Source organism: Streptomyces sp. HUAS ZL42, from assembly GCF_040782645.1.
In the GTDB taxonomy this organism is placed as follows: Bacteria; Actinomycetota; Actinomycetes; order Streptomycetales; family Streptomycetaceae; genus Streptomyces.
This window is the reverse complement of record NZ_CP160403.1, coordinates 3,516,413-3,534,157: the sequence shown is the minus strand read 5'-3', so window position 1 is coordinate 3,534,157 and position 17,745 is coordinate 3,516,413. Positions and strand designations below refer to the sequence as shown.

The 17,745-nt window shown below is 71.7% G+C and carries 10 protein-coding genes and 1 pseudogene; 6 read left to right on the top strand and 5 right to left on the bottom strand.

Translation table 11 applies throughout. The features are described 5' to 3' along the window. Positions 1-3 precede the first annotated feature (3 nt). From ABZO29_RS16020 to fxsT, 5 genes are all read left to right on the top strand, one after another. Complete coding sequence (locus ABZO29_RS16020) at positions 4-1,020, top strand: AAA family ATPase (protein ID WP_367326150.1); 1,017 nt, start codon at positions 4-6, stop codon at positions 1,018-1,020. Between the two features lie 7 nt (positions 1,021-1,027). Then, positions 1,028-4,204, top strand: coding sequence for an SAV_2336 N-terminal domain-related protein (locus ABZO29_RS16015; protein ID WP_367320864.1), 3,177 nt, complete (start codon positions 1,028-1,030; stop codon positions 4,202-4,204). Positions 4,205-4,295: 91 nt separating this feature from the next. Further along, positions 4,296-4,550 carry a hypothetical protein gene (locus ABZO29_RS16010; protein WP_367320863.1) on the top strand — a complete coding sequence of 85 codons (255 nt, stop codon included), beginning with the start codon at positions 4,296-4,298 and terminating at the stop codon, positions 4,548-4,550. Continuing rightward, a complete protein-coding gene (locus ABZO29_RS16005) occupies positions 4,547-5,833 on the top strand; it encodes an HEXXH motif domain-containing protein (protein WP_367320862.1) in 1,287 nt (428 codons plus the stop codon). Before ABZO29_RS16010 ends, ABZO29_RS16005 begins: the two co-directional genes overlap by 4 nt. An 80-nt stretch (positions 5,834-5,913) precedes the next feature. Continuing rightward, positions 5,914-8,916 carry an FxSxx-COOH system tetratricopeptide repeat protein gene (gene fxsT, locus ABZO29_RS16000; protein ID WP_367320861.1) on the top strand — a complete coding sequence of 1,001 codons (3,003 nt, stop codon included), beginning with the start codon at positions 5,914-5,916 and terminating at the stop codon, positions 8,914-8,916. A gap of 79 nt (positions 8,917-8,995) precedes the next feature. Here fxsT and ABZO29_RS15995 read toward each other — a convergent pair whose 3' ends face one another. The 4 genes from ABZO29_RS15995 to ABZO29_RS15980 form a co-directional block, all read right to left on the bottom strand. Next, positions 8,996-12,811 carry a multifunctional oxoglutarate decarboxylase/oxoglutarate dehydrogenase thiamine pyrophosphate-binding subunit/dihydrolipoyllysine-residue succinyltransferase subunit gene (locus ABZO29_RS15995; protein ID WP_367320860.1) on the bottom strand — a complete coding sequence of 1,272 codons (3,816 nt, stop codon included), beginning with the start codon at positions 12,809-12,811 and terminating at the stop codon, positions 8,996-8,998. Between the two features lie 281 nt (positions 12,812-13,092). Then, complete coding sequence (locus ABZO29_RS15990; protein WP_367320859.1) at positions 13,093-14,196, bottom strand: ATP-binding protein; 1,104 nt, start codon at positions 14,194-14,196, stop codon at positions 13,093-13,095. Further along, on the bottom strand, positions 14,193-14,933 hold the full coding sequence (locus tag ABZO29_RS15985) for a response regulator transcription factor (protein WP_367320858.1): 741 nt from the start codon (positions 14,931-14,933) through the stop codon (positions 14,193-14,195). Before ABZO29_RS15985 ends, ABZO29_RS15990 begins: the two co-directional genes overlap by 4 nt. Positions 14,934-15,056: 123 nt before the next feature. Next, a complete protein-coding gene (locus ABZO29_RS15980) occupies positions 15,057-15,734 on the bottom strand; it encodes a spermidine synthase (RefSeq protein WP_367320857.1) in 678 nt (225 codons plus the stop codon). 306 nt (positions 15,735-16,040) lie between these two features. Here ABZO29_RS15980 and ABZO29_RS15975 point away from each other — a divergent pair, with 306 nt between their 5' ends. After that, complete coding sequence (locus ABZO29_RS15975) at positions 16,041-16,715, top strand: rhomboid-like protein (protein ID WP_367326149.1); 675 nt, start codon at positions 16,041-16,043, stop codon at positions 16,713-16,715. Between the two features lie 249 nt (positions 16,716-16,964). Here ABZO29_RS15975 and ABZO29_RS15970 read toward each other — a convergent pair. Further along, positions 16,965-17,563, bottom strand: a pseudogene (locus tag ABZO29_RS15970) (IS200/IS605 family accessory protein TnpB-related protein); the annotation flags it as partial. Between the last annotated feature and the right edge of the window lie 182 nt (positions 17,564-17,745).

The following is a 17,745-nucleotide window of genomic DNA, read 5'->3' as shown; positions in this document are numbered from 1 at the left end:
ATGGTGAACGACTGGCGGATCTACCGCGGAGTGGGTCAGCCGCACGACGGTGTACGGGGGCTGCCCGCGCCGCCTCCCTGGCGCGACTTCGCGTCGGCGCAGGAGCGTCCGGAGTCCGGCCCGGAGGACCCAAGCAGCGCCCGCCGGCTCGGCGTCCGCCGCCGTCTCGTGGAGAACTACGCGCCCAGGCCCGCCGAGGTCGACGCCGTCAACGCCGCCCTCTATCTGCGCCGCCCCCTCCTCGTCACCGGCAACCCGGGCACCGGCAAGTCCACCCTCGCCTACGCGGTCGCCCATGAGCTGGGCCTGGGCCGGGTGCTGCGCTGGCCGATCGTCAGCCGGAGCACACTGCAGGACGGCCTGTACCGCTACGACGCCATCGGCCGCCTCCAGGACGTCCAGCTCGAGCGGGCCCAGGGAGCCGCCGGGACCGCGGCCGCCGCGTCGGGCATCGGGTCGTACATCCGCCTCGGCCCCCTCGGCACCGCGCTGCTGCCGTCGGAGCTGCCGCGCGTACTGCTCATCGACGAACTCGACAAGAGCGACATCGACCTGCCCAACGACCTGCTGAACACGCTCGAGGAGGGCGAGTTCGCCCTTCCCGAACTGGAGCGGCTGGCGGACCGCGAACCGGCCGTGGAGGTACTCACCCACGACGGGGAACGGGTGGCCGTGCACGGCGGCCGCGTCGCCTGCACCACCTTCCCGGTGATCGTCCTGACCTCCAACGGGGAACGGGACTTCCCGGCCCCGCTGCTCAGGCGCTGTGTCCAGCTCGAACTGGAGCCGCCCGGCGAGGACCAGCTCACCGCCATGGTCGCGGCGCACCTCGGCGAGGAGAGCGTGGTCTCCGGACGCGATCTGATCACCCGCTTCCTGGACCGCGAGCCCGGCGAGGTCGTGGCCGCCGACCAGCTGCTCAACGCCCTCTTCCTCACCCAGCACGCCCCGCACGCGGAACGCCTCACCCGGGAGCGGATCGCGGACATGCTCATGCAGCCGCTCGACCGTACGAGGTGATGGCCGGATGCGTGGGATGCGTCTGGACGAGCTGATCGGCAGGCTGCGCCGCGGCGGCCTGGACCTCACCGCCGAGCAGGTGGCGGACGCGATCTGGCTGGCCCGGCGACTCGGCGACGCGCTACCCCGTGACGCACCCGGCCGGCCCGGATCCGTCCCGTCCACCGAGCCCGCCGCCGGGACGGACCAGTTACCGGGCACCCCGGCCGACCAGCGCACGTCCGACGGGCGGCAGTCCGGCGACCGGGAGGCGCCCTCAGCCGCCGTACCCCTGCACGCCTCGGCGGCCGGCGCCCCCGGCGCGGCGGCCCTCGACGGCGCCCGCTCCGGCTCCTTCCCGGTGCGCGCCCCCGCCGCCACCGCTCTGCCGGGCCTGCTCGGCCTGGAGAAGGCGTTACGGGCGCTGGGCCGCTACCGGGTCGCCGCCAGCACCCCCCAGGACGAGCAGATCGACGAGGAAGCCACCGCCGAACACGCCGCGGCGAGCGGACTCCTCCTTCCCGTCGCACGTTACGGTCCCCGCCACCGCTGCGACGTCCAGCTGCTGATGGACACCGGCCCCGCCATGGCCGTATGGGCGCAGATGGTCGAGGAACTGCGGCAGGCCTGCCAGCAGTCGGGCGCCTTCGCCTCCGTACGCGTCCACCACCTGTACTCCGACGGCTCCGGCGCGCCCCTCGTCGGTACGACCGCCGGACCCGGCCGGCACACCCGGCTGCGCTCCGCCGACGAACTGCACGATCCGACCGGCCGCCGTCTCACCCTCGTGATCAGCGACTGCGTGGGACCCCTGTGGCAGAACGGCACCGCACAGCGGCTCCTGCACCAGTGGCCGCGCACCTCGCCGCTGGCCGTGGTCCAGCCGTTGCCGCCCCGACTGTGGCGTCGCACCGCCCTGCCCGCCGAACCCGGCCTGCTCGTGCGGCCGGCGGAACTCGGCGGCCATGTGACCTTTCGGCCCGACGAGGAGCCCTGGGACGAACCGGCCGCCGACGCCCGGCCCGTGCCGGTGCTCCAGCCGAGCCCCGAGGCCTTCGAGGCATGGGCGCGTCTGCTGGCCGGCACCGGACCCACCAGCGAACGGGCCTGGGCGGCCTGGACCACTCGCGGCACCGCACCGCTGCCCGCCGCGCACACCCCGCGCAGTGACGAAGAACTCCTGCGCGCCTTCCGGGCCGGCGCCTCGCCCGGCGCGCTCCGCCTCGCCGTGTACCTCGCCGCCGCACCGCTGACCCTGCCGGTCATGCAGCTCGTCCAGCGGGCCATGCTCCCGGACACCGGCCCCATGGAACTGGCCGAAGTGCTCCTGGGCGGGCTGCTCAGACAGCTCCCCGGCAGCGAGGACCAGCCCTGCTTCACCTACCCCGGCCGGTTGCAGGACCTGCTCCTCGGTTCCCTCGACCAGGACACGGCGGGACTGGTCCTCAAGCACTGCTCCGCCTACGTCGAACGCCACTTCGGCAAGGGAACCCGCAACTTCGCCGCGCTCGCCGCCGCCCGCCTCGCCGACCGCGACCCGGCCGCGGGCGGCGGACCGGTCCTCGACGGCGACGGGCCGCGGGACGCCGAAGGCGGCGTCGAAGCCGAACTGTTCGCCCGTATCCCCGCCCGTGTCCTGCGCTTCTACCTGCCCGACCTGGTGACTCCGGAGCCTCTCGCGGAGGGCGAGCGACTCCTCGGCCAGTGGCAGACGCTGGCCGACCCCGAGGTGCTGCACCGGGCGCGGGAACAGGCCGAGGCCGCGGTCAGTACTCCGGCACCGACCGAGGACGACGGCATACGGGCCCACCTCCTGCTGGGCCGGGTCCTGCACGCCGAGTCCGGCACGGCGGCGGCACGCGCCGCGGGCCGTCGTACGGAGCTGCTGCGCGCCGCCGTGGAGGAACTCGCGGTGGCGCATCGAGGGGCGCCCGAGGACAGCGCGGAGCGGGCCGAGGCGGCACTCGAACTCGCCGCCTGCCGCCATGAGTTGTGGCGCCTGACCAGGGAGGCCGAGCAGCTGTCGGCCGCGCTCGAGGTGCTGGCGGAGGACGCGGACCCGTGGGCCGGCATGGCCCGGCGGACCCGGGCGGCGGACGACCCCACCGACCCTCTCGACCCCCGGGACGTCACGGCCCACCGCTCCCGCCTCCTGCGCCGCGGCCGTCTGCTGCTGGACCTCGACCGCCCCGGCCAAGCTGTGCCCGAACTGAGTGAGGCGTGTGCCCTGTTGGACGCCGGGCACGCACCCGACGTGGTACGCAGTCCGGCCCTGCTCGACCTGGCCCGCGCGCTGCGCGGCTCCGGCGCCGAGGACGCCGAGACGCGCGACGCCCTCCTGCGGGCGGAACGGGCGGCCGGTGACGATCCGGCGCTGCGGCTGCCCTGCCTGGCCGCCCGGGCCGCGTACCACGACGCGGTGGGGGAGGCCCGGGAGGCCGACGAGGCGTACGAGACGGCCGTGATGCTCGCGCCGCCCGACAGTCCGCGGCGCTGCGAACTCCTCACCGCCTGGGGCGAGTCACTGCTGCGGCGCGCCTCGGCCGGGGACGGGACGGGGCTCGTCGACCGCGCCGAGAACGTCCTGCGCGAGGCGCTGAAGTCGCTGCCCGCGCGGTCCTCCCAGCGGGGGCGGCTGCAGGGCCTGGTCGGCAGCGCGCTCGCCCAGCGCTTCCGCCATCTGGGCTTCCTGCCGGACCTGTTCGAGAGCCGGCACCTGCTCGGCCAGGCGGTCCGGGCGGCCGCGGACGCGGCAGTGCGGGCCGAGGCGTGGCTGCAGCTGGGGCGGGTGCGGCTGGAGGGCTGGTACCGCGCCGGGGCGCCTGTGCTGGTGGAGGCGCTGCAGGCCTACGAGAACGCCGAACGCGAGGCCCGCGCGGCCCACGGCACCGATCCGGGCTCGGTCACCGCCGCACGGGCACGGCACGGGTGCGGGGCGGTGCTGGTGCTCATGGGGCGGCCCGGGGCTGGGCGGGCCGCCTATCGGGCGGCCCGGGATCAGTGGCAGCGGCTGGTGGGCGCGCTGCGGGAAGTGGAGTGGGGAGATGTGGAGTTGACCCGGCGGGCCGAGGAGGAGTCCGCCGAGGCGCCGAGACCGCAGGATGCCACTCGGGGGATGCCCGAGGAGGAGTGGCTGCGGGTGGCGCCGCCCTGGTATCCCTGGGCGCAGGAGTGGACCAACCGGACTGAGCTTGACCGGAGTTGATCCGGTAGGGGTTTCTGCTTCCGGCCCCTCGGGAAGAACTGGGCAGCCGCTGCGGCCGTGCGGGGCGGGCGCGGGCAGGGAGGAGTCGAGGGTGGCGGAGCGGAGGAAATGGGCGGACGGGCCCGGCGAAGATGCCGGGCGGACCGCGCCCCTGCCCGACCTCACCGACGTCGACCTGCCGACCTTGCGCGCCCTGGACGACCCGGGGCTCATGGCGGCCGTCGACCGCGTTCTCGAGGGGACGCCCGACTCCAAGGAGATCTGGTACGTCGGCAGCGAGGGCGGCAGGCGTACGTTTCCGGCCGACCTGGCCGGTGGCGTCCGGGGCGAGGACAGCCGGGGATGACCCTGGCGGCTGTTCCCTCCGACGTGTTCGCGGAGCTGGCCAGGACGCGGCCGCTGCCATTGGCCACCGAGGCACTGCGTGCCGCACTCCACGCGCGTCGAATGCTGCTCGTCAAGTCACTGCTCGTTCGCGTCGAACGCAGGCGCGACCAGCTGACCTCCAGCGCACTGCGGCGCTTCGAGAAGGACTGGGCGCTGCTGGAGCGGGCGGAGGAGAGCGACGCGGGCGCCGTGCGGGGTGTCGTCGACTATCCGATGACGGGCGCATGGCTCGCCGAGACGCTGGCCGCGCCCGATGCCGCGGCCTTCCAACGGCACCTGGCGCATCTGCGAGGTGTGGCCATCGTCGCCGCGGTCCGCGCGGGCCACGAGGTGAGTGGCACGTTCACGGTGCGCGCGGGCACCCTGGTGCTGCCCGGTCTCGGTGTGCTGCGCTGCCCGTCGGGCCGCGCCCGCCTGAGCGGCGGGGGCGGGGGCGTGGAGATCACCGACGACTCGGACCGCGGTGGCGTGGTGCCGCCACGCTCCTTCGCGCGTGTGGGCTCCGGTGGGCAACGTCCGGCCGCCGGGGGACCCGGTTGGTTGGGGCTGCGGCGCCTGCCCGGCAGCTCCGTCGTCGTCGACGACCTGGATCCCTACCGGGTGCCGTCGTACGGGGTGGGCCCGGACGCCCTTCCCGCCGGGGAGCACTCGCCCTCCGCCCACCGGCACTGGGTCCGCTGCTGGCGGGAGGCACACCGACTGCTGGTGGCCACCGACCCCGGGCGAGCCGTCGAGGTCGGAGCGCTGGTGCGCGCCCTCGTGCCGCTCGCACCGGCGGGACAGGCCGTCGCAGTCCCCACGAGCGCCACGTCGCGGGCCGCGCCCGGTGCCGTACTGACCCAGCTCCCGGACGACGCCCGGGAGCTCGCGGAGTGCCTGGTGCACGAGACCCACCACACCAAGCTGGCGGCCCTCCACGAGTCCGTGCCCCTGTACCACCAGGGCGAGGGCGCCCTGCACCGCGTGGGGTGGCGAACCGACCTGCGGCCCGTGCCGGGCGTGCTCCAGGGGGCGTACGCCCATCTGGCGCTCACCGACCTGTGGTGGCGGGCGAGGAACGGAAGGGCGACGACTTGGCGGCGGCGCGCGGAGAGCCGGTTCGACAACTACCGGGAACAGGTCGGAGAAGCCTTGTCCATCCTCCTGGAATCCGATGAACTGACCATTGCCGGAAGGCAGTTCGTCCGGGAGATGAGCAGGCATCACATGAGTCTGGGTTTGCTCGCCCGACACTCCCGGTGACGATAGGTGCAAGAGTGATTGCGTTACGTTATGCGTAGGCAGGCGCGACGGCGCCGCGGACGCGGGAACAGGGAGCGACGATGGCGGAACAGCGGCGGTCGGGCTCGGACGGTGCATCGGCACCCGAGCACTTCCTGGTGGTCTTTCCGGGCTACCACCGCTCGTGGGCTACATGGATCGCGCACAGCCTGGAGCGCCACGGTCAGCGAGTCACCCTGCACCGCTGGGATCCGCCTCGCGCGGTCCCGCTCGAGGACTCGCTCGGTGACCTGCTGCTATCCAGCGGACGTGTGCTGCTGGTCCTCAACGACTGGTTCTTCGAACTCGGCCCGCGCCCCGCCGGGGAGTGGAACGACGCGCTGCGTGGCTTCGTCGCCGCGAACGCCGACCGCTTCGCCGCCGTCAACCTCACCAACCGGCCGCTCCTGCCGGCCACCGCGGTCCTGGAGCCGGCCAGCCTGTGGGGGCTGAGCGAGGAAGCCGCCGAGGAACGCCTGCTGAGCCGGCTCGGCCTGGAACGCCGCCGCACCCCGCGGGCCCTGCCCGCACGGGCCCGCTACCCGGAGACGCGCTGCGAGATCTGGGGCGAGGTCCCGCGCCGGAACCCGCGGTTCACCGGCCGCGACGACCTGCTCACCGACATCCACCAGCGTCTTGCCGACGCCGAGCGCGGTGCCGCCGCCTGCACACTGCTCGGCATGTCCGGCATCGGCAAGACCCAGCTCGCCGCCGAGTACGCACACCGTTTCAGTACCGACTACGACATGGTGTGGTGGGTCAACTCCGACGACCGCAACATCCAGCGCGACCGGCTGGGCGAACTCGCCGTGGAACTCGGCCTGCGCATCGGCAGCGAGCCCGGCGAACGCATCCGCGCCGTCCGGGACGCCCTGCGGCGCGGGGAACCGCACTCCAACTGGCTGCTGATCTTCGACGGCTGGGACGACACCGACGGCGTCAACACGCTGCTTCCGCAGGGCTCCGGGCATGTCCTGATCACCTCCCGCAACCGGGGCTGGAGCGAGCACACCGACATCCTCGAGATCCCGGCCTTCCTCCGCGCGGAGTCCACGGCGTACCTGATGCGCCGCGCGCCGCACATCACCGCGGACGAGGCCGACGAGGTCGCCGGCGAGTTCGGTGACGTACCGCTGCCGCTGGTGCAGGCCGCCTCCTGGCTCGGCGAGTCCGGCATGGAGGTGCCCGAGTACCTGCGGATGGTCCGCGAACGCAGACTGTCCACCGTGGACGAGCCCGCCACCGGAGAGGGCTTCCCGCAGTCGTCCATGACCTCCTGGTCGATACTGCTCAACCGGCTCCGCCGGGCCCAGCCGCAGGCGATCGAGGTGCTCAGCCTGTGCACGTCCTTCGCGCCCGGGCGTATCCCGCTGGGCCTCATCCGTGCCTATCCCAGGGCGGAACTCCCTGAGGAACTGGGCTGGATGGTCACCGATCTGCCGGCCTGGACGCGGGCCCTGGACACACTGGTCAACTACTCGGTACTGACCCGCGAGACCCGCGGTCCCGCCGGTGCCGAGATGGGTCCGCACCAGGAGTCGGTGCACATGCACCGGCTCGTCCACGACATCGTCTCCAAGCTGACCAGCGACGACAGCCGCGCCAGCCATCGCAGAGCCGTCCACACCCTGCTCGCGGAGGCCGACCCCAAGAACCCGATGGACACCCGGAACTGGCCCAGGTACGCGGAGCTGCTCCCGCACCTGGAACCCTCCGGGGCGCTGGACAGCTCCCTTCCGAGGGTCCAGGAGACGATCCTGAACTGCCTGCGGTACTGCTTCCGCAGCGGCGAGTACAAGGGCGGCCTCGAACTCGCCCGGCAGATCCGCGAACGCTGGTCGCGGACCATGGATCCGCTGGCCCAGCCCATGCTCGACCTGACCACTCAGGAGAGCAACATGCTGCGGGCCGGCGGGAGCTTCCGGGAGGCGTACGAGCTGGACCGCGGCGTCCTCGGGAAGCTGGAGTCCGCTCCGCGGCGCAACGAGATCGGCGAGCTCAACACCAAGGGCGCCGTCGCCACGAGCCTGCGCCACCTCGGACGGTACGAGGAGGCGTACGCCCTGCAGCGCGAGGTCCACGACGGCAACCTCCGGCTGCTCGGCGCCGACGAGATCCCCACGCTGATCGCCCGTTTCAACCTCGGCGTCAGCCTGCGTCTCCTCGGCCGTTACGCGGAGGCGTACGAGGTCGACCTGGAGACGCTCTCCCGCAGGGAGAGCGTCCTGCGGGCCCGGCACATCAGCACCCTCAACTCGGGCAGCGCCGTCGCACACGACCTGCGACTCCTCGGCCGCTACCGCGACGCGCTCGCCCGTCAGGAGCCGGTGGTCCGGCTCCATGTGCAGGTGCTCGGCCCCCAGCATCCGCAGACCCTGGAGGCCCGCGCCCAGCTGGCCATGTGCCGTCGGCGCGAGGGCAGCCAATCCCAGGACATCGGCCCCTCGATGGCCAGCCTCCTGGAACAGCTGGTGCAGCTGCACGGCCGCGGGCACTACCGCACCCTGGCCTTCATCACGAACTACGGCAACTTCCTGCGCGAGCACGGTGACCTGCGTCAGGCCCGCGGCCTCATCGACGAGGCGGAGTCCGGCTACCGCTCCCTCCTCGGACCCGCCCACCCGGTCGCCACCGGCATGCTCTCCAACACCGGACTGGTCATGCAGGCGGCAGGCGAGCGTGCCGAGGCCATGGCGATGTTCGAGGCTGCGCTGGCCGGTCTCACCGCCACGCTCGGCGCCGACCATCCCTGGGTCCTGGGGTGCGCCCTGAACGCCGCCAGCGCACGCAACTTCAACGGCCGTATCGCCGACGCCGTGGAACTGAGCCGGGACACCCTGCGCCGCGCCCGGCACGCGCTCGGCGACGAGCATCCGCTCACGCTGTCCTGTCAGGTGGCGCTCGCCGCCGATCTGCGGGCCGCGCGCGAGCAGGAGGAGGCCGGGAAGCTGGAGGACGACGGTCTCCTCGGACTCACCCGCACGCTGGGCGCCCAGCATCCGCACACCATCTCCGCCCGCCAGCGCACGCGGCCCTACTGGGACTTCGAGGCGTATCTGGGCTGACGACACGGAACGACACGGACAAGGGCCCGGCCCCGAGTCGTACGGACTCGGGGCCGGGCCCTTGCGTGGGAGCCGGGGCCTACGCCTCGAACACCTCACGCACCAGCTGCTCCTGCTCGGCCTGGTGCCTCTTCGCCGAACCCACCGCCGGGGACGACGAGTGCGGGCGGGAGATCCGCCGCAGTCGCTCACCGTGTGGGACGTCCGCGCCGACCGCCAGGTCGAGGTGGTCGATCAGGTTGAGCGCGATGAACGGCCAGGCACCCTGGTTCGCCGGCTCCTCCTGGACCCACAGGTACTTCTCGGCGTTCGGGTACTTGTTGACCTCCGCCTGGACCTCCGCACCCGGCAGCGGGTACAGACGCTCGAGGCGGATGATCGCCGTCTCCGCGTCGCCGCGCTTGTGACGCTCGGCCTCGAGGTCGTAGTAGACCTTGCCGGCGCAGAAGACGACCTTCTTCACCGCGGCCGGGTCGACCGACGTGTCGCCGATGACCGGGCGGAACTGGCCCGTCGTGAACTCCTCCGTCTTCGAGGCCGCCGCCTTCAGACGCAGCATCGACTTCGGGGTGAAGACGACCAGCGGCTTGTGGTGCGGGTTGTGCACCTGCCACCGCAGGAGGTGGAAGTAGTTCGACGGGAGCGTGGGCATGGCGACCGTCATGTTGTTCTGGGCGCACAGCTGGAGGAAGCGCTCGATGCGGGCCGAGGAGTGGTCCGGGCCCTGGCCCTCGTAGCCGTGCGGCAGCAGCAGCGTGACGCCGGAGGTCTGGCCCCACTTCTGCTCGGCGGCCGAGATGTACTCGTCGACCACCGTCTGCGCGCCGTTGACGAAGTCGCCGAACTGCGCCTCCCACATCACCAGCGCGTCCGGACGGGCCAGCGAGTAGCCGTACTCGAAGCCCATGACCGCGTACTCGGACAGCAGCGAGTTGTAGACGTTGTAGCGGGCCTGGTCCTCGGACAGGTACAGCAGCGGGGTGTAGTCCGCGCCCGTCTCGCGGTCGATCAGCACCGCGTGGCGCTGGCCGAAGGTGCCGCGCTGGGAGTCCTGGCCGGACAGCCGGACCGGCGTGCCCTCGAGGAGCAGCGAGCCGATCGCGAGCGTCTCGCCCATGCCCCAGTCGATCGTGCCGTCCTCGACCATCGTCGCCCGGCGCTGGAGCTGCGGCAGCAGACGCGGGTGGACGGTGAAGTGGTCGGGGATGTTCACCTGGGACTCGGCGATGCGCTTGACGACCTCGGAGGAGATCGCCGTCGGCACCGCGATCGGGAAGCCGTCCTGCGGTGCCTGGGCGTCCGCGACGGCCGGCTGCGAGGTGGCCTCGCGAACCTCCGTGAAGACCTTCTCCAGCTGGCCCTGGTAGTCCTGGAGGGCCTGCTCGGCCTCTTCCAGGGTGATGTCGCCGCGACCGATCAGGGACTCGGTGTAGAGCTTGCGCACCGAGCGCTTCTTGTCGATCAGGTCGTACATCAGCGGCTGGGTGAAGGCCGGGTTGTCCGACTCGTTGTGACCGCGGCGGCGGTAGCAGATGAGGTCGATCACCACGTCCTTGTTGAACGCCTGGCGGAACTCGAAGGCCAGGCGGGCGACGCGGACGACGGCCTCGGGGTCGTCGCCGTTCACGTGGAAGATCGGGGCCTCGATCATCCTCGCCACGTCCGTCGCGTACATCGACGAACGCGAGGACTCCGGGGCGGCCGTGAAGCCGACCTGGTTGTTGATGACGATGTGGACCGTGCCGCCGGTGCGGTACCCGCGCAGCTGCGACATGTTCAGGGTCTCGGCCACCACGCCCTGGCCCGCGAAGGCCGCGTCGCCGTGCAGGGCCACCGGCAGGACCGTGAAGTCCGTGCCGCCCTTGTTGATGATGTCCTGCTTGGCGCGGGCGATGCCCTCGATGACCGGGTCGACGGTCTCCAGATGGGACGGGTTGGCGGCCAGCGAGACCGTGATCTGCTCGCCGTCCAGGCCCGTGAAGGTGCCCTGGGCGCCCAGGTGGTACTTCACGTCGCCGGAGCCGTGCATCGACTTCGGGTCGAGGTTGCCCTCGAACTCGCGGAAGATCTGCGCGTACGACTTGCCGACGATGTTGGCGAGGACGTTCAGGCGGCCTCGGTGGGCCATGCCGATGACGACCTCGTCCAGGCGGGACTCGGCGGCCGAGTCCAGCACGGCGTCGAGCAGCGGGATGACGGACTCGCCGCCCTCCAGGCTGAAGCGCTTCTGGCCGACGTACTTCGTTTGCAGGAAGGTCTCGAAGGCCTCCGCCGCGTTCAGGCGGCGCAGGATGCGCAGCTGCTCCTCGCGCTCCGGCTTGGTGTGCGGGCGCTCCACGCGGTCCTGGATCCACTTGCGCTGCTTCGGGTCCTGGATGTGCATGAACTCGATGCCGGTGGTGCGGCAGTACGAGTCGCGCAGCACCCCGAGGATCTCGCGCAGCTTCATCATCGACTTGCCGGCGAAGCCGCCGACCGCGAACTCGCGCTCCAGGTCCCACAGGGTGAGGCCGTGCTCGATGATGTCCAGGTCGGGGTGCTTGCGCTGGCGGTACTCCAGCGGGTCGGTGTCGGCCATGACGTGGCCGCGGACCCGGTAGGAGTGGATCAGCTCGAAGACGCGCGCGGCCTTGGTGACGTCGTCGTCGTGGGAGACGTCGATGTCCTTGAGCCAGCGGACCGGCTCGTAGGGGATGCGCAGGGACTCGAAGATGTCGTCGTAGAAGCCGCTCTCGCCGAGCAGCAGGTTCGCGACCTGGCGGAGGAACTCGCCGGAGGCGGCGCCCTGGATCACCCGGTGGTCGTAGGTCGACGTGAGCGTCATGACCTTCGAGATGCCGAGCTTGTTCAGGGTGTCCTGGCTGGTGCCCTGGAACTCCGCCGGGTAGTCCATGGAGCCGACACCCATGATCACCGACTGGCCGGGCATCAGACGCGGCACGGAGTGGACGGTGCCGAGGCCGCCCGGGTTGGTCAGGGAGACCGTCACACCGGTGAAGTCGTCCATCGTCAGCTTGCCGTCGCGGGCGCGGCGGACGATGTCCTCGTAGGCCTGCCAGAACTCGAAGAAGTTCAGCGTCTCGGCCTTCTTGATCGCCGCGACGACGAGCTGGCGGTCGCCGTTCGGCTTCACCAGGTCGATGGCCAGGCCGAGGTTGACGTGCGCCGGCTTGATGAGGGTCGGCTTGCCGTCCTTCTCGCCGAAGGCGTAGTTCATCGACGGCATGGCCTTGATGGCCTGCACCATCGCGTAGCCGATCAGGTGCGTGAAGGAGATCTTCCCGCCCCGGGCCCGCTTCAGGTGGTTGTTGATGACGATGCGGTTGTCGAACAGCAGCTTCACCGGGACCGCGCGGACCGAGGTGGCGGTCGGCAGCTCCAGGGAGGCGTTCATGTTCTTGGCGACCGCGGCGGCCGGGCCGCGCAGCGTCACCAGCTCGGGACCCTCCGCAGCCGCGGGGGCCGCGGCGGCGGGCGCGGGCTTCGCCACGGCGGCGGGCTTGGCCGGAGCCGCAGCCGGAGCGGGCGCCGGGGCGGCGGCCGCGGGCTTCGGGGCCGCCGGGGCGGCAGGAGCCGGTGCGGGAGCCGCGGGGGCCGCCGGTGCGGCGGGGGCGGCGGCAGCCGGGGCCGCGGGCGCGGCAGGAGCGGCCGTGGTGGTCTCCGCGGCCCCCGCGGCCGCAGTACCCGCCGGAGCCTGGGCGGCGGGCGCCCCGGGCTTGTAGTCGGCGAAGAAGTCCCACCAGGCGCGGTCTACCGAATTCGGGTCCTGGAGGTACTGCTGATAGATCTCGTCGACGAGCCACTCGTTCGGACCGAACGCGGCTGCGGGGTTCTTGCCCGCTTGGTCGGCGTCGGTCGAGATGCTCGATGCGTTACTGGGGGACTGTGGCGACACGGCGGCAACCGCCCTCTTCCGCTTCACAAGGTGATGGACAGCGGGAATAAAGGCTACGCCTCCAAGACCCAGAAGGTGAGGTCGGGCCCGTTCATCGTCGCGTAAGTCACATCTCAGAGGGTGTTTCGGCGGTGGAAATGGCGGGAAACAAGCGTGGTTCCGCTTCAGCAGGGATGGCCCGACGAGGGCCCGGCACGACGAAGGTGCGGGCCCGTCCCTGATCACACGTGTCCGTCAGCGCGGACACCGGTGGATCTTGTGGCTCCGCTTCGAACCTTACGTCAACCTGGCACGGATGTAAGTCCCGGAAGGGTGACAAGAATCCGGCAACCCCGCTCGGATTCGGCCACTCCGATCCGGCCACCGTGCAGATCCACCGCCCAGCGGGCGATCGCCAGGCCCAGCCCCGTGCCGCCGTCGCTGCCCGGCCCGTGCGGCCGGCGCACGGCACCCCGGTTGAACCGCTCGAACACGCGGCGCCACTCCGACCTGGGGATTCCGGGGCCCTCGTCCAGGACCTCCAGCTCCAGCGACTCCGGCTGCGGCCCGCGCCGCGCCTTGACCGTGACGCGGCCGTGCGGCGGGCTGTGCTTGACGGCGTTGTCGATCAGGTTCGCCACGACCTGGTGGATGCGTTCCGGGTCGGCGTGCGCGGTCAGCTCGGGCGGGGAGACGTCCAGGTGCAGATGGACGTCCGTACGGGTGTGACTGCCGCCCGAGCCCATGGTCGCGCGCGCCGAGGCGACCATGTTGGCCTCCTTCAGCACGCCCGACAGGTACGGCCACACCTCGAAACGTCTCTTGCGCAGCGGTACGACGCCGTTGTCGAGGCGGGACAGGTCGAGCAGCGTCTCCACCAGCCGCCCGAGTCGCTCCGTCTGCTTCAGGGCCGTGCGCATGGTCTCGGTGTCCGGCTCGGCGATGCCGTCCACGACGTTCTCCAGCACCGCCCGCAGGCCCGCGATCGGGGTGCGCAGCTCGTGCGAGACGTTCGCCACGAGCTCCTTGCGCTGACGGTCCTGGGTCTCCAGCTCGTCGGCCATGGCATTGATCGTCTGGGCCAGGTCGCCCAGCTCGTCCCGGCGGTTCTCGCTCACCCGGCGGGTGTAGTCGCCGTGCGAGATGGACCGGGCCACGGTGTTCATCTCGCCCAGGGGGGCGGTGAGCGAGTGGGCCACGAACTGCGTGATGAGCAGTGTGGCGACCATCGAGAAGACCGTGATGAAGCGCAGCTCTGTCTCGGTGCGCATGGCGATCATCATCAGCCCGGTGGTGATCAACACCGCGATGACGACCAGTGCGCCCAGCTTGGTCTTGATCGAGAACGGGCGTACGCCACCCCAGGGTTCCCCGGGGCTCCTCCGTGCGGCCGGCCCGTCGCTCATGGTGTCGGTGTCTCCAGCGCGTAGCCCACACCGTGCACGGTGCGGATCCGCTCGGCTCCGATCTTCCGGCGCAGCGCCTTGATGTGGCTGTCGACGGTCCGGGTGCCGGAGGCGTCCGCCCAGTCCCACACCTCGGCGAGCAACTGCTCACGGGAGAGGACGGCCCGCGGGGTGTTCGCCAGGCAGACGAGGAGGTCGAACTCGGTGGGCGTCAGATGCACGTCCTCGGAGCGCACCCGTACCCGGCGCTGGGCGTGGTCGATCTCCAGCTCGCCGAGCCGCAGGATCCCGCTGCGCGGGGTCGACGCCGCGATCGCGGCCCGCTCCACCCGGCGCAGCAGCACGTGCACGCGCGCGGCCAGCTCGCGCATCGAGAACGGCTTGGTCATGTAGTCGTCGGCGCCGACGCCCAGGCCGACCAGCATGTCGGTCTCGTCGTCGCGCGCGGTGAGCATCAGCACCGGCACCGGCCGCTGGGCCTGCACACGCCGGCAGACCTCCAGACCGTCGAAGCCGGGCAGCATGATGTCGAGGATCAGCAGGTCGGGCTGCCATGCCTCCGCGGTGTCGACCGCCGCCGGCCCGTCGCCCGCCGTTTGCACGAGGAATCCCTCGGCACGCAGGCGGGCCGCGATGGCGTCGACGATCGTCGGGTCGTCCTCAACCACCAGCACCCGGCGCTGTGCGCCCGGGGTCGCCGTTGCCGTGCCGCTGTGGGAGGTGTGTGTCTGCTCCATCGCCCGCCCCTGAGTGTGCTTTCCGGAACCAGTGGGGTGATTCCTCGGTCTGCGCATGCTTGCGATTGACGCTTGAATGATCCGCGTCAGGGCAGCAGCGTACGGGGAGTCACCGCGGCTTTGCTATCCAGGCCGGACGGCGAGGTGCACGACGTCCGGAACGCCTCGGGCAACGGGGATCTCTTCGGTACGCACCTGTTGGAACCCGGCATTCCCCAAGGTTCCCTCGAATTCCGGAGACGGCTGCGCGGACCATACCGCGAGGACGCCGCCGGGCCTCAACACCCGCGCACAGCTTGCCAGTCCGGCCGGTGAGTAGAGGCCGTCGTTGCCCTCGGTGACGGTCCAGCCGGGCCCGTTGTCGATGTCGAGGCAGAGCGCGTCGTACGTGGCGCATGTCTCATGGACGTACTCGACCAGGTCCGCCTCGACGACGTCGGTGCGCGGATCGGCGAGCGCCCCGCACGACAGCCTGGCCAGCGGCCCGTCGAGGTGCCAGTCGATGACGGCGCGTTCGCGCTCGACGACCGTGATCCGGCCCCAGCGGGGGCAGGCGGCGGCGTGTGCGAGCGAGAAGCCGACGCCCAGGCCGCCGATCAGCACGTTCGGCTCGGCACGGTCGTCGAGGGCGGCCAGCGCGGCGTCCACGAGCAGCCGCTCCGAGCGGCCGTCGGAGGTGTCCATCAGGAAGCAGCCGTTGGCGATGATCTGCAGCAGCTCACCGTGCCGGCGCAGCACGACCTCGCCGTGGGGCCCCTCACGACGGTCCAGGACTTCGGGAATGTCGTACGCGGTGGGCATCGGCCCATCCTGGCACTCTTCTGACGGATCGTTGACTCAATTATCGGGCACGGGGGTGCAGGGCGCCTTCGAGGTTGACGCCGCAGCTTGAGAGGTTGCTGTGAATCGCTTCGAGCGTGGCGTGGATCACAGACAGGGGGTCGCGGGGACGCCAAGGGTGGGGTGAAACGGAAGGAGCGCCTCACCGTGGAACCGACCGCGCCGGCCGACACGCATGCCCAGGTCGCGCCCCTTCCCGACGCCGCCGACCTGCTGGACGGGATCCCGCGCCAGCGGGGGCGGGTGAGCGCTGCCGCCGCGACGACCATGCTCGTCGCGCAGGGCGCGATCCGGCCTGCCGCCACCGCATCCCGGACCCGTCCCCGCCCCTGGCGGCTGCTCCCCACCCCCACCGGCACCCCCTTCACCTTCGTCTACGCCGTCGTCCTCGCCGTCACCTCACTCGTCGCCGCGTACGCCGACCCGGCCCTCGTGCACGCCCTCTATCAGGCCTCCAGCACCGATGTGGCGCACCTCGTGCGGACACCGGAGGTGGTGCTGGTGGCCAGCGCGCTGTGGAACGCGGGCGGGGTCCTCTCGCCGTACGCCCTGGCGTTCCTGCTCGTCCTCACCGCCCTCGAGCGGCGGATCGGCGGCCTGCGGACGGCTGCCGTCTTCCTGCTCGGACACGTGCTGGCCACCCTCGGGACCGAGGCCCCGATCGGCCTGGCGGTGCTGGTCGGCCACCTCCCCACCAGCTCCCTGCACCGCCTCGACTACGGCATCAGCTTCGGCGTGGCCGCGAGCATCGGCGCGCTGGCCGGCCTGGTCACCCCGTGGCTGCGGTGGCCGCTCCTCGCCGTCTTCGGCGGGATGCTGTTCGAGGACCTGCTCGCGTTCACGGATCCGATGACCGACTGGGGCCACCTCATGTCACTGGCGATCGGCATCGCCACCTGGCCGGTGGTGCGGCGGTGGTGCCGGGCGCCGGCGCTCACCTGACGAGCGCCGTCTTCCTTGCGGCCCGCGCGTGGCCCTACGGAGCTCAGCCGTCCCTGACCGCCGGGGGAAACGTGGACGTGTCGACGCTGATCCTGCTCGGAGGAGCGGGAGGTGTGCTGCGCGGAGTCCTCGACATGTACATCCAGTTCGTGGACTGGCGTTCGGACCGCGCCGCCCATCGGCAACCGTCGTCGGGGCGGAGGGCGAGCCCCGCGAACTGCCCCGGTTCAAGGACTACTTCGACCGTTCCTATGGACTGAGCGGGAGTGGGTCCTGCTGCCAGGACTGCTGCTCAGCCGCGTGCTCCGAACGGTGTTGGCGGCCTGGGCGGTCCGATGCCCCGCACGATCACTCCGGTCGTGCGGGGGCGGTGTCGTCCGTCGCCGGATCGGATGCCCGAGGGCGCGCCGTCCGATCGCCACGGCTGCCGCTTCGTGGCGGGTGGTCTTGCGGTGGGGGCTGGTCAGGGGCTGCTGCCAGTGCTGGGCACCCCAGCGGGACGTGTAGGCCGGGTCGACCGCGACGATGGCGATGTGCTGCTCGGCGGCCATCGCCACCAGGCGGGCCTTCAGCTTCGCGGTGGGGAAGCGGGAGACCAGACGGCGGAAGCGATTGTTGCGGCCGTGCTTCTCCCGCGACTTGCCGTCGGCGAAGTCGAGGTCCTCGATCGCGATCGCCCTGGCCGCGCAGCGGCGGGTGTGGTGCAGCAGCCGGGTCAGGGTGTGCCGGATCTGGGCGTCCCGGTGTGCGGTGTGGCCGGACAGGTCGTAGAAGAAGCGTCGGGGCTCGCCTACCGGGTTGCCGTGCGCGTCCAAGTGCCAGGCGGCGAGATGGTCGTCGTTCATGTCCGGTAGGCCACCGTCCGGTTGTCGGCACCACGGGGGCGGGGGTGCGCCGAACACGACCGACGGGGGCAGGACGTTCTCGTAAAACCCCTGGTAGCAGCACGCGCCGAGTCGATCGCTCAGAGCGAACAGGGCTCGGGGAACATTCGAAGTCGCCCGCGCATTGAGTCGGCATAACTCAACTT

What these genes read in the sequence shown, in the direction of transcription:
- ABZO29_RS16015 (WP_367320864.1), top strand. Translation starts at nt 1,028, where the DNA reads ATGCGTGGGATGCGTCTGGACGAGCTGATCGGCAGGCTGCGCCGCGGC.
- ABZO29_RS16005 (WP_367320862.1), top strand. Translation starts at nt 4,547, where the DNA reads ATGACCCTGGCGGCTGTTCCCTCCGACGTGTTCGCGGAGCTGGCCAGG.
- fxsT (WP_367320861.1), top strand. Translation starts at nt 5,914, where the DNA reads ATGGCGGAACAGCGGCGGTCGGGCTCGGACGGTGCATCGGCACCCGAG.
- ABZO29_RS15990 (WP_367320859.1), bottom strand. Translation starts at nt 14,196, where the DNA reads ATGAGCGACGGGCCGGCCGCACGGAGGAGCCCCGGGGAACCCTGGGGT.
- ABZO29_RS15985 (WP_367320858.1), bottom strand. Translation starts at nt 14,933, where the DNA reads ATGGAGCAGACACACACCTCCCACAGCGGCACGGCAACGGCGACCCCG.
- ABZO29_RS15980 (WP_367320857.1), bottom strand. Translation starts at nt 15,734, where the DNA reads ATGCCCACCGCGTACGACATTCCCGAAGTCCTGGACCGTCGTGAGGGG.
- ABZO29_RS15975 (WP_367326149.1), top strand. Translation starts at nt 16,041, where the DNA reads ATGCTCGTCGCGCAGGGCGCGATCCGGCCTGCCGCCACCGCATCCCGG.